The 15,023-nt window shown below is 33.5% G+C and carries 12 protein-coding genes; 10 read left to right on the top strand and 2 right to left on the bottom strand.

Annotated features, from left to right (window positions below; genetic code table 11):
- The first annotated feature begins 73 nt into the window (after positions 1-73).
- From psiE to NSS97_RS17790, 6 genes are all read left to right on the top strand, one after another.
- The gene (psiE, locus tag NSS97_RS17815) at positions 74-493 is read left to right on the top strand and encodes a phosphate-starvation-inducible protein PsiE (RefSeq protein WP_002165314.1); all 420 of its coding nucleotides are present in this window, start codon (positions 74-76) and stop codon (positions 491-493) included.
- 178 nt (positions 494-671) lie between these two features.
- The gene (locus NSS97_RS17810) at positions 672-1,604 is read left to right on the top strand and encodes a bestrophin family protein (protein ID WP_002087673.1); all 933 of its coding nucleotides are present in this window, start codon (positions 672-674) and stop codon (positions 1,602-1,604) included.
- Between the two features lie 229 nt (positions 1,605-1,833).
- Positions 1,834-2,811: an agmatine deiminase family protein gene (locus tag NSS97_RS17805; protein WP_044440055.1), complete on the top strand. Its 978-nt coding sequence runs from the start codon at positions 1,834-1,836 to the stop codon at positions 2,809-2,811.
- A gap of 44 nt (positions 2,812-2,855) precedes the next feature.
- Positions 2,856-3,677 (top strand): MerR family transcriptional regulator, encoded by an 822-nt coding sequence (locus NSS97_RS17800; protein WP_044440008.1) that lies wholly within the window; start codon positions 2,856-2,858, stop codon positions 3,675-3,677.
- A gap of 81 nt (positions 3,678-3,758) precedes the next feature.
- The gene (locus NSS97_RS17795) at positions 3,759-5,501 is read left to right on the top strand and encodes an amidohydrolase (RefSeq protein WP_341113662.1); all 1,743 of its coding nucleotides are present in this window, start codon (positions 3,759-3,761) and stop codon (positions 5,499-5,501) included.
- A gap of 96 nt (positions 5,502-5,597) precedes the next feature.
- On the top strand, positions 5,598-6,644 hold the full coding sequence (locus tag NSS97_RS17790; RefSeq protein ID WP_044440012.1) for an agmatine deiminase family protein: 1,047 nt from the start codon (positions 5,598-5,600) through the stop codon (positions 6,642-6,644).
- Between the two features lie 48 nt (positions 6,645-6,692).
- Here the strand turns inward: NSS97_RS17790 and pepF are convergent, their stop codons facing one another.
- Complete coding sequence (gene pepF, locus NSS97_RS17785; protein WP_044440014.1) at positions 6,693-8,480, bottom strand: oligoendopeptidase F; 1,788 nt, start codon at positions 8,478-8,480, stop codon at positions 6,693-6,695.
- Between the two features lie 118 nt (positions 8,481-8,598).
- Positions 8,599-9,390 (bottom strand): arylamine N-acetyltransferase family protein, encoded by a 792-nt coding sequence (locus tag NSS97_RS17780; RefSeq protein ID WP_341113660.1) that lies wholly within the window; start codon positions 9,388-9,390, stop codon positions 8,599-8,601.
- A gap of 216 nt (positions 9,391-9,606) precedes the next feature.
- Between NSS97_RS17780 and amyS the strand changes: the two genes are divergently transcribed.
- From amyS to NSS97_RS17760, 4 genes are all read left to right on the top strand, one after another.
- Positions 9,607-11,148 (top strand): alpha-amylase, encoded by a 1,542-nt coding sequence (gene amyS / locus NSS97_RS17775; protein ID WP_044440028.1) that lies wholly within the window; start codon positions 9,607-9,609, stop codon positions 11,146-11,148.
- A 531-nt stretch (positions 11,149-11,679) separates the two neighbouring features.
- Positions 11,680-13,581, top strand: a complete 1,902-nt coding sequence (locus NSS97_RS17770) for an endonuclease MutS2 (protein ID WP_044440030.1) — start codon at positions 11,680-11,682, stop codon at positions 13,579-13,581.
- 6 nt (positions 13,582-13,587) lie between these two features.
- The gene (locus NSS97_RS17765; protein ID WP_044440032.1) at positions 13,588-14,112 is read left to right on the top strand and encodes a GNAT family N-acetyltransferase; all 525 of its coding nucleotides are present in this window, start codon (positions 13,588-13,590) and stop codon (positions 14,110-14,112) included.
- Positions 14,113-14,272: 160 nt separating this feature from the next.
- A complete protein-coding gene (locus tag NSS97_RS17760) occupies positions 14,273-14,983 on the top strand; it encodes a histidine phosphatase family protein (protein ID WP_044440034.1) in 711 nt (236 codons plus the stop codon).
- The last annotated feature ends 40 nt before the right edge of the window (positions 14,984-15,023 follow it).

Raw genomic sequence — 15,023 nt, 5'->3', positions numbered from 1 at the left:
ATTTTAATGTAACGATAATTAAATAAAAGTATATTGTTATTATTGTTTTATATGGAAAAGGATAAAAATGTTTGTGTTAAAGAATTTAAAAAGAGTATTTTCGTTTTTCCCTATCGTTCTACAGTACATTATAAATGTAGCTTTGATCTGTTTGGGAATTGTTTTAAGTGTGTTTCTTATGAAAGAAGTCATTCAATTTATACAAGAACTTAAATTAAATAGTGAGGAATCTAGTTATCATTTAATTGATAGCATTGTCGTATTCTTTTTATATTTTGAATTCATCGTAATGATTATAAAGTATTTTCAAATGAACTTTCATTTTCCATTACGTTATTTTATATATATAGGTATTACGGCTATTGTTCGTCTAATTATTATAGACCATGATAGTCCAATGGATTCATTGATATATGCTTGCGCGATTCTTGTATTAATTAGTGCTTTATTCATTGCAAATTCTAAAATAATGCGTCGTGATTTAGAAGAGTGAACGTTTGTTGTTTAAATCAAAAAAGATGTTTTATCTTTTGGTAAAAAGGAGTAACAGTATTGAAAGAAATAATCTTAACCAGTTTTATAATAATAGGGTTTATGATTCTACTATTTAATTGTATACTTTCATAATTTAAAAGAATAAAAGGTTAATAAGGAAAGAGGTTTTTGTAAATATGGTTCATTACAATAATCAAAATAGTTTACATCAAATATTTACATTAAAGGGAACAGTTATAAGAGATATTTTCCCGCAAATTTTATTATATATATGTATTTCAACGATAGTAACTGTGATTAATTATTATTATGTAGAAATAAAAATTAATCAAACTCCTTGGGTAATTGTTGGAGGAGCTTTAGGTCTACTGTTAGTTTTTCGTACTAACACTGCCTATGATAGGTATTGGGAAGGTAGAAAGTTATTTGGAACGGTTGGTGCTTGTACTAGAAATTTGGCAGTTAGTTTTTTATGTTATTGGGAGTCTGAAGGGAAAAAGACGGATCAGGAAAAATTAAAATTTTTACATTTGTTAATTGCTTTTCCAAAGATAGCGAAAGGACATTTGAGAGACGAAAAAGATTTATCCGAAATAAAAGCATTGTTTGATATTTGTTCTGAGAAGGAAAAAGAAATGTTGGCTGAGTCTATTCATTTACCGATTAGTATAGTTTTTATGTTAAAAACTATACTATCAAAAGGTTTGAAAACGGGTCAAATTCACCCAAATGCAATAATTAATATGGAAGCTGATTTGAATACTCTGCTTACGGCTGTGGGTGGATGTGATCGGATCAAAACAACGCCTATTCCTTTTGCATATTTTGCTCATATTAAAATTTTACTGCTCATATTTTGCGGGACTTTATCGATTGGTCTTGTTGATAGTCTTGGATGGTTTACAGTACTTGCAACTACGTTCATAAGTTTTGCATTTATAGGGATTGAAGCAATAGGGGTTGAAATTGAGGATCCATTTGGTCAGGATCCAAACGATCTTCCGCTAGAAGGGATTTGCATAGGGGTAGAAACACATTTAGTGAATTTATATAATCAAAACGCTCTATTAGAAGTAATGGATTTGAATCTTGATAAAAAAATTATCTAATCCGTCATTGTGTACGGCGATTAAAATTTAAAAATCTTGTCAAGAGTCAGTTTATGGCTTAACGACGGCTTTATATTTTTTATATAAATATATAATATTTCTCCGTGCTATAATCCATTCATGAAATGTGCACGTTTCAAAAATTGTAATGAAAAGAGAAATGAATTGGGGAATAGTTGGCTTATTGAAAACAGTTATTCAATCATTATTAAAAAGCGAGGTAAGTAATATGGAACAAAAACATAGTGGCATTATTTTTACTGCAATACCAGATGAATCGAATGAATATTATCGACCATTTTATGAAGACATTATTTATTTTAATGAATACTTAAATGAAAATAAAGCATTTACCGATCAACTTATATCTTTATCTGTTGAAGAGCAAGACTTTCATACAAACTTTTTTGAGTATGATGATATTTGGCTAAGAGATGTTGCACCAGTTGTAACAAATCATCTAGTTAAATTCAAATATCAACCAAATTACTTACCGAAAGATCAAGGACGATATTTAGATCAACAATTTAATAAATGGTTGAAAAAAAACGACTTTGAATATGTGACATCTCCATTGATATTAGACGGTGGAAATCTTATTTGGAATAAAAAAGATACCGTTATATTAACGGAACGCATATTTGATGATAATTATGATTGGACGGAAGAAGAAATTATAGAGCAACTGGAATGGGATTTAGATGTGAGTCGGGTTATTATTATTCCTGCTGAAGAGGGAGATGTACTTGCACACGCAGACGGGATGGTTAAATTTATTGATGAACATAAAATGTTTATTAGTGATTTTTTAGGGGATCATGAATTTAGATATAAGGTTCAAGAGATTATTCAAGAGCAAATGCCAGAGGCTGAATTTATAGTTGTTCCTTCGTCATATACAGAGAAGGGTCAATATGATGAAGAGATAGCGTCAGCGAAAGGTTTATATATGAATATATTAGAAACATGTGATACACTTTACGTTCCTAAGTTTGGATTAGCTAAAGATGAGGAAGTTTTACGATATATTCAACAGCATACTGAGAAACAAGTTATTCAAAGTCATGTAGGAGAAATATCGACAATGGGAGGCGCGATGAATTGTTTAACGTGGTATTGTCCTAGTCATTTGTTACCTTCAAAAATGAAAAGGCTGAACGATCAGAATGAAGGTTCTTCAATCAGAAAAATATTTGATTGGTTTTAATAAATAAGCTTATATATAAGAAAATGTATTCAAGGGGTATTTATATGTATACAATTACTGAATTTTCACGGATTTGTAAAATGAGTACACGAATGTTAAGGCATTATGATAAAGAGGAAATATTGAAACCAGCATATGTGAATCCGGTAAATGGATATAGATATTATGAGCAAGGACAGCTTGAAATAGCGTTGAAAATTAAAAAGCTAAGGGAGTACAAGTTCCCTTTACCGAAAATTAAAATAATTCTTCAATCATCAGATCAAGATTCATTTATTAAACATATGCAATCACAAATTATAGAGTTGTCTCATGAGGTGAAACAAAATTTACAGGTCATTTCAGAAATGAATGAAATGGTAAATATGAATCATGCTTTAAATACTGCTTGTCATAGAAATTACGATATATTTATTGGAATGAGAAATGAAATAACAGTAATTGCTCAAAGACTGCAAATAAATATAGATGATATGGATGATTATTTTTATGACTTATATGAAAAAGTACAAAAGCATAACTTACAAATGGTTGGTTCGCCCTCTACGGTCTTTTATGATGAAGAGTATATTCCAAATGAAAGTGATGTTGAATTAAGGATTCCGGTCATGCATGGGAACAATAAAGATGTAGTACAAGAATATGAAATAAAAAAATTAAATCCACATCAAATCGTTACTACTATGCATTATGGAAGTTATGACTATATAGGCTACGCTTATATTGCGTTAGAAAAATGGATTGAAAGAAATGGTTATGTAATAGATGGTTCACCATATGAGGTCTACATAAAGGGACCTGAATGTGATTGTTTAGTCGAAGAGTATGTCACACAAATTTGTTTTTTAGTTACGAAAATAGAATGAGAATAAGGATTGACATTAACATTATGTCAATCCTTATTCTATTTATGTAAGTAATTCATCATAATAAAAAGGAGAAAGAATATGAAAAGAACAATCATGATTATTTGTCTGATTCTAAGTATGACATGGGTTTCAGCGTGTACTCCTGGAGTAGGAGAAGGTGAGAATGGTAGCTTCGTTCTACCAAATCAGTTGCCAAAAAATGTAGTGTTTAAAAATGGTACAATCTATACTTCAAATGACAAGCAAGACATTGTAGAGGCTGTAGCCGTTAAAGAAGGGAAAATTACATTTGTTGGTTCAAACAAAGATGTAGAAGGATTTATAAATGAAGATACGAAAGTGGTGGATTTACAAGGGCGTTTTATTCTTCCTGGTTTTGTGGACAATCACAATCATATATTTGAGGCGAAATCACCAGCAGCAGGGAATTGTAGTGTTTCACCGGATGCTGCGCTGCAAGAACAACGCTCGTATTTAAAGGCTTGTAAAAAAGATGTGAAAGATGGTGAATGGATAAGCGGAACAGGATTTAGTTTGGAAGAGCTGTTAAAAGATATGGACGAAAAATCAGAACAACAAACGCCATTACAAGTTCTTGATGAGTTATTTCCTAATAACCCTGTATTAATTATGGAAAGAACTTCTCATTCTGTATGGGTTAACTCAAAAGCATTGGAAGTAGCGGGAATAAATAAAGAGACGAAAGATCCGCAAGGCGGAAGAATCATCCGGGATCCAGAAACAGGAGAACCTTTCGGGCTTCTGTATGATACAGCAGGGGATATCGTGATGGAAAAATCATGGAATTCCCAGCCCAATCTCTTTGAAAAAAATTATGAAGGTTTGTTAGACGGTTTAGATGAGGTTGCGAAGAATGGTATTACTACAGTCGGCGATGGACGTCTTTATTGGAAACGAGGCTGGTTAGATGTTTGGAATAAAGTTAATGATGAGAAAAAGTTAACGTCGCGAGTAGTACTTCGTCCGTGGGTATATCCGAACTTAAATGAAGCAGAACAAATGGAGTATTTCAAAAAAATTAAGCGTAATGATGTATCATCTCGAATGCTTATTAATCAAGTGAAAATGTATAGTGATGGAATTAGCATTAACAGCACAGCTAAAATACTAGAAAAATATAAATTTGAGTGGTTTAAAGGAACACCGTACGGTTTGAACTATATTCCAGAAGAAAAAATGAAATGGTGGTTAACGGAACTTAATAAACTTGGTTACGGTGCACTCATTCATACGATTGGAGATGGCGGGGTAAGAGAGAGTTTAAATGCAATTGAAGCAGCGAAAAAAGAAGGGGCGAATCGGCCTTATACGCTTACGCATGTTGAAATGGTAGAAGATAGTGATATAAATCGTTTTGCTAAGTTAGGTATTAGCGCTGATTTCCAAGTAGGCCATGATTTTGCGGAAGATCCTAAACAAAGCTGGGCAAGTACGTATTTTACAGATCAACAGATGAAACGAATTATGCCGTTAGGACGCATTTGGAAAACAGGAGCAAATGTATCGCTTAGTAGTGATTGGGATGTAAATGAACTAAATCCACTTGTGACAATTTCGAATGCGCTAAGTATTGAAGAGAAAGGCTTATCTGATATATATGCAGCTATTGATGCTTATACAATTAAGCCAGCCAAAGCATTAGGTCTTGATAAAATTACTGGATCGATTGAAGTAGGTAAATCAGCCGATATGGTATTGCTAAATGAAGATATTACTAAAATGAGTGTCGATAAGATTCCGAATGCGAAAGTTTTAGTGACGGTTTTACAAGGAGAAGTAGTGTATCACAAGGGAAAATAAAGAATCGGTTTATGAAGTAGTTAATATATTCCTGTTGACCTTAACACGATGTCAAAGTTTAGACTGAACTTACATTCGAAGAAGGGGTGAACATGTATGAGAAATAAGGAAAATAGTTTGTTTTATATGCCAGCTGAGTGGGAAAAACATGAGGGGACATGGCTCCAATGGCCTCATGATAAAGCTCATAGAGGTGAAGGTTACAGATCTAAGCTAGATGATATTTGGGTAACGATGGCAAAGGAGCTTCATTACGGTGAGAATGTGCATATTGTTGTATTTGATGAGGAAGAAAAAGTACATGTCCAATCTAAGTTAATTGAAGCGAATGTAGATATGGATAAAATTGATTTTTTAATTGAAGAAACGGATGATGTTTGGATAAGAGATAATGGACCGATCTTTGTAAAAGATAAGGAAGGCAATCTCTGCTTAACGCACTGGGTATTTAATGGTTGGGGGGATAAATATCCGTATGAAAATGATGCTGTTATTCCGGAAAAAATAAGTGGAATGTATAGCATTCCAAAAGTTAAATCTAGTGTCTGTATAGAAGGTGGAGGAATAGAGATAGATGGAAATGGCACCTTAATGGCGGCAAAAACTTCTATTATAAATGAAAATCGAAATCCTACATTAAATCAGGAAGAGATTGAAATAGAGTTAACGAAGTATTTGGGAGTAACGAATTTTATATGGATAACTGGTATTCGCGGAGAGGATAATTATGATGAAGATACGGATTACCATATTGATGGGGCAGCGCGTTTTGTAAATGAAAATACAATTCTTTATGAATATGATCCTTTTGGGGAGAGTGAATCCTACCTTTTGGAGGCGTACGAAAAGCATTATCAAGAATTGAGACAAGCGAGAAATATAGATGGAAATCCATTTCAGCTCATCCCAGTACCGGTAACAAGAAAAGTGGTAAAAGAAGCAGACTGTAAGGGCTCGTATTTGAACTTTTATATTGGAAATGAAGTTGTATTAGTTCCTATATATGGTGATGAACATGATAAGTTAGGACTTCAAATCATTGAAGGGCAGTTTCCAGGAAGAAGAATTGTCGGTGTTTATGTAAATGAACTGTTTGCGTATGGTGGTATGATTCACTGTGTAACACAGCAACATTTAGCATAAAGTAACCGAAATGAAAAAAGCATGCAGAGTATATACTCTGCATGCTTTTTATAATGCTGAAAACTCTTCAACAAGTGAGCTAAAACGATTTAGTGCACTTTCAATCGGTTCTGGCGTAGTTAAATCAACACCAGCTTTTTTCAGTAAGTTTAATGGATAGTCAGAACTTCCGCCTTTAAGGAATTCAATATAGTTTTTCTGAGCATTTGGATCGCCGCTCAATAACTTATCAGCAATTTGGATTGCAGAAGCGAATCCAGTTGCATATTTGTACACGTAAAATGGACGATAGAAATGCGGTATTCTAGCCCAGCCGTATTTTACTTCTTCGTCAAATACGAGAGAGTCGCCATTATACTCTCTAAACAAGTTTTCATAAACTTCGCTAAAGACTTGGGCATTTAATGGTTTACCTTGTTCGGCCATTTCATGTGTAATTTTTTCAAATTCTGCAAACATGATTTGTGTAAAGAAAGTACCTTTAAAGCTATCGATAAAGTAGTTAATTAAATGATTACGTACGTTCGTTTCTTTTGCTTCTTTTAATAAATAATGAATTAATAACACTTCATTTACTGTAGAAGCGACTTCTGCAACAAAAATGGAATAGTGTGCAGAAATTCTTGGTTGGTATCCGTGTGAGTAATGCGTATGCATACCGTGCCCGCATTCATGAGTAAGGGTGAAAAGGCTATTTAAATCATCATGATGATTTAAAAGAATGAAAGGATGAACACCGTATACACCAAAGTTATAAGCGCCAGAACGTTTTCCTGGTGTTTCTCTCACGTCTATATAGCGTTTATCTTTAAAGTTTTTTAATGTTTCGATATATTCTTTACCTAAAGGAGCTAGTGACGCGATCATTATATCAAACGCTTCGTCGTATGGAATGTCTTGTTTTACACCTTTTACTAAATCAACACTCAAGTCGTATTGTCGTAGTTCATCTACATTTAATTTTTCTTTTCTAAGTTCATTATACGTATGTAATGATTGAATGTTTTTTTTCGTTGTCTCAATTAAATTTTCATATACTTCTTTCGGAACCATGTCGCCAAATAATGATTTTTCTAAAGCTGATGGATATTTTCGTAGCTTTGAGACAGTAACATTGTTTTTAATAGCTGCGGACAAAGTAGAAGCGATAGAGTTTTTTAACTGAACATATGGCTTGTAATAAGCTTTATAGGCTTCTTCACGTTTCTCACGATTCTCATCTTCTATTAGCTTTGAATACATTCCACGTGTTAAGTTTACTTTTTCTCCATCATCAGTAGTCACTTCACCAAAAATTATATCTGCATTATTTAACATGCCAAATGTATGCTGTGGGGAGGAGAGTGCTTCACCCATTTGTGATAAAATCTCTTCTTGGTCTTTATTCAAAACGTGTTTTTTATAACGGTATAACTCAAATAAGTCTTCTTTATAATAGTGTAAGCCTTCGGTTTTTTCTATGTAAGAATGTAATGTGTTTTCATCTACGCTAAGTAAGAATGGAGAAAAGAAAGATTTAGCCGCACTTACTTTCACGTGTAATTGTGATACTTTATCGACAAGGGATTGAGCGTCAGTATCGCGTGTATCAAGATCAGATTGTAATCGTGCATAAGCGAACATTAAAGATATTATGCTAGATATTTCTTCACTCTTTGTTAAATAAGCTAATAAACTATTGCCATCGTGAATATTTCCATTAAACTTGTGTAATTCATTCGTTAATACTTCAATTTTATGAAAATCGCTTTCCCAATCTTCAATTGTATGATAAATATCCGTTAAATCCCATTTTTCTTTATCAGCTACTTGTAGTCGATCTTTAAGTTCAGTCATAATCATTTCCTTTCTAAATATGTAGTTATATTCCTATATAACTATGAAATACAACAAATTGCAAAAAATCCCTGCTGGAAAATAAAAAGCCTTGCCGGAAATGGCGAGGCTTTAAAAGTTATAATGTAATGCCGAACGTTGAATGAAGGAGGTTTGTATATTGCCCTTTTGTAATTGTTTCTTTTGTTTTATTTCTATTTTTCGTTACTGTAAGGCTATCTTTTGTTAATGATGCGTGCCCGTCATGAGTAAGTTTTACAACAAGAGGTACTTTGTTAAATGGTGAACCTTCATGTTCAACAATAATTTTTTGTGCTGCATTTGCTTTCGTTTCATCCACTTCTTCCAAGTAAAATGCATAACCTACTGTCCAATCATCAGTAGAAGATTGATCTAGAAACTCATTGCTTTTACGCATTTCTAAAATATAATTACCTTTTTCAGTCGTTTCTTTACGAATACGATAGTCGCCTGTTACAGAATGAACGATCTCACCTGAGAAAGGAACAGGGGAAAGGGGTAAATATGATCCGAAACCTACTTCAATTAAGTAAAGTTCATTATGATGTTGTAAAACAGTTGCGATATGCCCTGAATCTACAGCCCATATAGAATTTGCAGCGTTATAAACTGTTCCTGAAACGAGATGGACATCGAATTTAGAGTCTTTAAGGAAGTAATACATAGCCGGATTCAATTCATAACAAAGGCCGCCACGGTTGTTTATTAAAATTTTTTCTTTTAGATTTTCTTTTGATATTTCTTTAAAGTTGTTTTCGAGAATATTTAAGTTTTCAAAAGGGGCAGTTTGTGCCATTGCGTACATAATGTTAGGTAAATCTTCAAATGAAACTTTGTGTTTTTCTTCTATATTTAATCTTGCGAAAAATTGTTTTTGAAAGTCGGTCATAGAAATCCCTCCGTTATGCTTTTATAGATAAATTGTAAACAATTTTGAATCCGATGTGAATTTTAAACTATAGGGGGTACTTGTGGAATAGTTGAATTCATATTTTGAAAAATAATGTGAGAGATTAAAAGATTGTTACTTTACTAACTGTAGAACGAATATTATAATAACTTTAACAAATTATGCAAACGTTTTCTTGAAGGGGATGGTGTAAATATGTTGAAAAGGATTACGGTAGTCTGTTTATTGTTTATTTTGCTTTTTCCTAATATATATGAGGGAAATAAGACAAAAGCAGCAACAGTGAACAATGGAACATTAATGCAGTATTTTGAGTGGTACGCTCCGAATGATGGGAATCATTGGAATCGTTTGCGTTCCGATGCTGAAAGTTTAGCTCATAAAGGAATCACATCTGTATGGATACCACCTGCATATAAAGGGACTTCGCAAAATGATGTAGGGTATGGGGCCTATGATTTATATGATTTAGGGGAGTTCAATCAAAAAGGAACGGTGCGGACGAAATATGGGACAAAAGCACAGTTGAAATCTGCAATTGACGCTTTACATAAGCAAAACATCGACGTATACGGTGATGTAGTTATGAATCATAAAGGTGGGGCTGATTATACTGAAACCGTAACAGCTGTTGAGGTAGACCGTAACAATCGAAATATTGAAGTATCAGGTGATTATCAAATTAGTGCATGGACGGGGTTTAATTTTCCAGGGCGCGGAGATGCTTATTCAAATTTCAAATGGAAATGGTATCATTTTGACGGAACGGATTGGGATGAAGGAAGGAAATTAAATCGAATTTATAAATTTAGGGGTGTAGATAAAGCGTGGGATTGGGAAGTGTCTAGCGAAAATGGAAATTATGATTATTTGATGTATGCAGATCTTGATTTTGATCATCCTGATGTTGCGAATGAGATGAAAAATTGGGGAACATGGTATGCGAATGAATTAAATTTAGATGGCTTTCGTTTGGACGCTGTTAAACATATTGATCATGAATATTTACGCGATTGGGTAAATCATGCCAGACAGCAAACGGGGAAAGAAATGTTTACAGTAGCTGAATATTGGCAAAATGATGTTCAGGCTTTAAACAATTATTTAGCGAAAGTCAATTATAATCAATCTGTGTTTGATGCACCGCTTCATTACAATTTTCATTATGCTTCAACAGGAAATGGGAATTATGATATGAGAAATATTTTAAATGGAACAGTAATGAAAAATCACCCTGCACTCGCAGTTACTCTCGTTGAGAATCATGATTCTCAGCCTGGGCAGTCATTGGAATCTGTAGTAAGTCCGTGGTTTAAGCCGCTGGCATATGCATTTATTTTAACTCGTGCAGAGGGCTATCCTTCAGTTTTCTATGGTGATTACTATGGGACAAGCGGAAATAGTAGTTATGAAATTCCAGCGTTAAAAGATAAAATTGATCCAATTTTGACGGCACGAAAAAACTTTGCATATGGTACGCAGCGTGATTATTTAGACCATCCAGATGTGATTGGCTGGACAAGAGAAGGCGATGGTGTACATGCTAATTCTGGTTTAGCGGCATTACTCTCGGACGGACCAGGAGGATCAAAGTGGATGGATGTTGGAAAGAATAACGCTGGGGAAGTATGGTACGATATTACGGGTAATCAAACAAATACTGTAACAATTAATAAAGATGGATGGGGGCAGTTCCATGTAAATGGAGGCTCAGCTTCAATATATATTCAGCAGTAAATTTGTGATAAAAAGGAAGGGGCAGACTGAAATATAAGTTCGCCTCTTCTTTTTTACATTCTGCATAGTTATTAAAGTATGACACCTTTACTTCTTACAAAACATATAGTATGATGATTTCAATAAATTAGATTTCAATGAACATAAAATATAAATTAATGAGAGGTGCTTTTTGTGAGTGCGGTAGGTACTAAATAGGAAAAATTTAATGAAATAAATCGGATAAGACCAGGGGATTTTTATGTATATCATACCCCTAATTTTGTCATGCATTTATTTCGAAACCTATGAAGATACCTACAATACTTTATAAAGCGTGTAATAAGGGGATTGCCATCTGTTTTTATGGCTTATTTTCTCATATGTTATTACACATGCCTTGTAAATGTAAAAGCTGCGGTATCCCCGCAGCTTTTTTGTATATGTTTTTAATGTATAAACATGATAATTGAATAATGTAGAACTCATTGGAATCTAATGAGTAGGTATCTTCATTGATGATAAAGACCAATCATAGTGAGGAGAAACAAAATGAATACGATGACTTTTGAAAAGTTACAATATAACGAATTAATGGAAATAGTGAAATCTTATTGTGTAAGTGGATTAGGTAAGGAATTATTAAATAAATTAGAGCCGAGTACGAGTATAAAAGTAGTGAGAAATCGCTTAAATGAAACGACAGAAGCACGAGCTATAGTAGATGCAGAAGGGCATGTGCCTTTCTTCGGAATTTCTAATATCGCTAGTACAATTCAAAAATTAGAAAAAGGGATGATTTTAGATCCAGCAGAGTTAGTGAGTGTTTCAGACTTTTTACGTGGATGTAGAAAGATTAAAAAATTTATGTTAGATAAAGAATTTTTTGCACCAGTATTAGCTTCCTATGCAAATTCGATGACTGAATTTAAAAGTATTGAAGAGGAAATTAACTTTTCAATTAAAGGAAATAGCATTGATGCAGCGGCTAGTAAAGAGTTAAAACGAATTCGAAATAACATTGATTCTGTAGACGGAAAAATAAAAGAACGTTTAACGAAGTTTTTAAATAGTAGTGCAAATAAGAAATATATTCAGGAATTCTTTATTAGTAAAAAGGATGATCGCTATACGATTCCGATTAAATCTTCCTATAAAAATCAAGTTGCTGGAAGTATTGTTGAAGCTTCTGCAAAAGGTTCTACTGTATTTATAGAACCGCATACGGTTACAAAGCTAAATGCGGAACTCGCGGGTTTGAAAGCAGAAGAAGCGATGGAAGAATATCAAATTTTAGCGACTTTATCAGGAATGGTATTAGAAAATACTTATCATATAAAAATTAATATGGAATTGATTAGCCAATATGATATGGTATTTGCGAAAGCGAAGTTTAGTAAATCAATTGATGGAATAGAGCCGAAATTAAATGATCATGGCTACATTCATTTAATGAATTGTAAGCATCCGCTTTTAAGTGGAAAAGTAGTACCATTAAACTTTGAAATCGGTCAAGAATACCGTAGTTTAATTATTACTGGGCCGAATGCAGGCGGGAAAACAATTGTGCTAAAAACAATTGGATTGTTAACATTAGCGACAATGTCAGGCCTTCACATCGCTGGAGATAAAGAAACGGAAATTGCTATTTTCGAAAATATATTTGTAGACATTGGTGATAACCAAAGTATCGAAAATGCACTAAGTACATTTTCATCTCATATGAAAAATCTTTCTGAAATCATGAGGATGTCAAATAATAATACGTTACTGTTATTTGACGAAATAGGAAGCGGTACAGAACCGAATGAAGGTGCGGCGCTTGCGATATCTATTTTAGAAGAATTTTACCTTGCGGGATGTATTACAATTGCGAGTACGCATTACGGTGAAATTAAACGCTTTTCAGAAATGCACGATGATTTTATGAACGCAGCAATGCAATTTAATAGTGAAACACTAGAGCCACTTTATAAATTAGTGATCGGTAAATCAGGTGAAAGTAATGCACTTTGGATTGCGAATAAAATGAATGTGAGAGAACATGTACTGCAAAGAGCGAAAGAGTATATGGGAAATAAAGAATACGCTATAGAAAAAGTGAATGAAAGTAAGATTAGAAAACCGAAAATGGCGCAAGAAAAAAGAGAAAATGACTATGAATATAAAATCGGCGACCGTGTGAATTTGTTAGATCATAACGATTTCGGGATTGTATATAAGGAAAAAGATAATTTCTATAATGTCGTTGTATATTATAACGGTGAATTCGTTGAAGTGAATGTGAAACGTATTACTTTAGAGGTAGCGGCGAAAGAATTATACCCAGAAGGATATGATTTAAATACACTATTTGTTGATTATAAAGAAAGAAAAATGCAACACGATATTGAGCGCGGATCGAAAAAAGCGCTTCGTAAAATTGAAAAAGAAATAAGAAAGAATAGAGGATAATATAGAATGGTAACGATTAGACAAGAACAAAAAAATGATTATAGTAAGACAGAAGAAGTTGTAAAACAAGCATTTTTAAATGAAGAATTTAGTGATAAAAAGGAACATGAACTTGTAAAACGTATTAGAGAATGTGACGCGTTTATTCCTGAATTATCAATCGTTGCAGTAGATGAGGAAATAGTCGGGCATATTATGTTATCAAAAATTACGATAGAACAAGATGGGGCTACTGTAGATTCATTAGCACTTGCACCAGTTTCAGTAGCACCAAGCCATCAGAAGAAAGGAATTGGTGGAAAGCTTATCACGGCTGCTTTAGAAAAAGCGAAAGAATTAGGATACGGGTCAGTTGTAGTATTAGGGCATCCAGAGTACTATCCGAAATTTGGATTTAAAAAAGCAAGTGAGTGGAATATAAAAGCACCATTTGAAGTGCCTGAAGAAGTGTTTATGGTAATGGAATTAACAGAAAATGCTCTTGAAGGTGTAGAAGGAATTGTACAATATTCGAGTGCTTTTACTGAGTAGGAGTATCGGTTAAGAAATGTAATCATAAAAGATGCTATCTTTTTGTAGGGATATACAGAAAGATAGCTTTTTTTATTAAGCAGATCTACTTACGTATATTTTGCTCAATGAATAATTGAGATGGTAAAATTGATATAGAAATGTAAAGGGAGAGAATAGAATGAAGAAGCGAGAAACAGATAGCAATGAGAATGTAGTTACGTTATATGTTACAAGACATGGAAAAACAATATTAAATACGAACCAGCGCGCACAAGGTTGGGCAGATTCTCCGTTAGTAGAAAAAGGTGTGGAAGTTGCCTCTAATTTAGGAACAGGATTAAAAGATGTTCATTTTGCGAATGCGTATAGTAGTGATAGCGGCCGAGCGATTGAAACTGCTAATTTAGTATTAAAATATAGTGAGCAATCCACCTTAAAACTTGAGCAAAGGAAAAATTTACGAGAATTAAATTTTGGTATTTTTGAAGGTGAAAAACTTGAAAATATGTGGGATGTGGTTGGAAAAGCTGCGGGCGTTGCATCACCAGAAGAACTCATGAAGTTTTCTATTCAAGAAGTGATTAATCTTATTAGAGCAGCAGATCCTACGAAACAGGCGGAAGATTGGGAATTATTTTCTACTCGTATAAAAACAGAGATTGATAAAATTAGTGAAGAAGCTGCTAAAAATGGAGGCGGCAACGTCTTAGTTGTCGTTCATGGGCTTTTGATTACTGCATTAATTGAAATGATAGACAGTAGTAAAACAAAACTTGGAGTGGAAAATGCTAGTGTGACGAAGATTGTATATCAAGATGGAACATACACAGTCGAGTGTGTTGGAGATATGAGTTATGTTGCAAAAGGGAAAGAAAGTGTGGAAATATAACAGGATGTATTACGATTCTTTTTAGATTTACTTTCTTTCG

Origin of the sequence: Bacillus sp. FSL R12-0074, from assembly GCF_038005725.1 — a bacterium.
GTDB lineage: Bacteria > Bacillota > Bacilli > Bacillales > Bacillaceae_G > Bacillus_A > Bacillus_A mycoides.
The sequence above is the reverse complement of the archived record's forward strand: the minus strand, read 5'-3'. Positions and strand labels throughout refer to the sequence as shown.

What these genes read in the sequence shown, in the direction of transcription:
- NSS97_RS17810 (WP_002087673.1), top strand. Translation starts at nt 672, where the DNA reads ATGGTTCATTACAATAATCAAAATAGTTTACATCAAATATTTACATTA.
- NSS97_RS17805 (WP_044440055.1), top strand. Translation starts at nt 1,834, where the DNA reads ATGGAACAAAAACATAGTGGCATTATTTTTACTGCAATACCAGATGAA.
- NSS97_RS17800 (WP_044440008.1), top strand. Translation starts at nt 2,856, where the DNA reads ATGTATACAATTACTGAATTTTCACGGATTTGTAAAATGAGTACACGA.
- NSS97_RS17795 (WP_341113662.1), top strand. Translation starts at nt 3,759, where the DNA reads ATGAAAAGAACAATCATGATTATTTGTCTGATTCTAAGTATGACATGG.
- NSS97_RS17790 (WP_044440012.1), top strand. Translation starts at nt 5,598, where the DNA reads ATGAGAAATAAGGAAAATAGTTTGTTTTATATGCCAGCTGAGTGGGAA.
- pepF (WP_044440014.1), bottom strand. Translation starts at nt 8,480, where the DNA reads ATGACTGAACTTAAAGATCGACTACAAGTAGCTGATAAAGAAAAATGG.
- NSS97_RS17780 (WP_341113660.1), bottom strand. Translation starts at nt 9,390, where the DNA reads ATGACCGACTTTCAAAAACAATTTTTCGCAAGATTAAATATAGAAGAA.
- amyS (WP_044440028.1), top strand. Translation starts at nt 9,607, where the DNA reads ATGTTGAAAAGGATTACGGTAGTCTGTTTATTGTTTATTTTGCTTTTT.
- NSS97_RS17770 (WP_044440030.1), top strand. Translation starts at nt 11,680, where the DNA reads ATGAATACGATGACTTTTGAAAAGTTACAATATAACGAATTAATGGAA.
- NSS97_RS17765 (WP_044440032.1), top strand. Translation starts at nt 13,588, where the DNA reads ATGGTAACGATTAGACAAGAACAAAAAAATGATTATAGTAAGACAGAA.
- NSS97_RS17760 (WP_044440034.1), top strand. Translation starts at nt 14,273, where the DNA reads ATGAAGAAGCGAGAAACAGATAGCAATGAGAATGTAGTTACGTTATAT.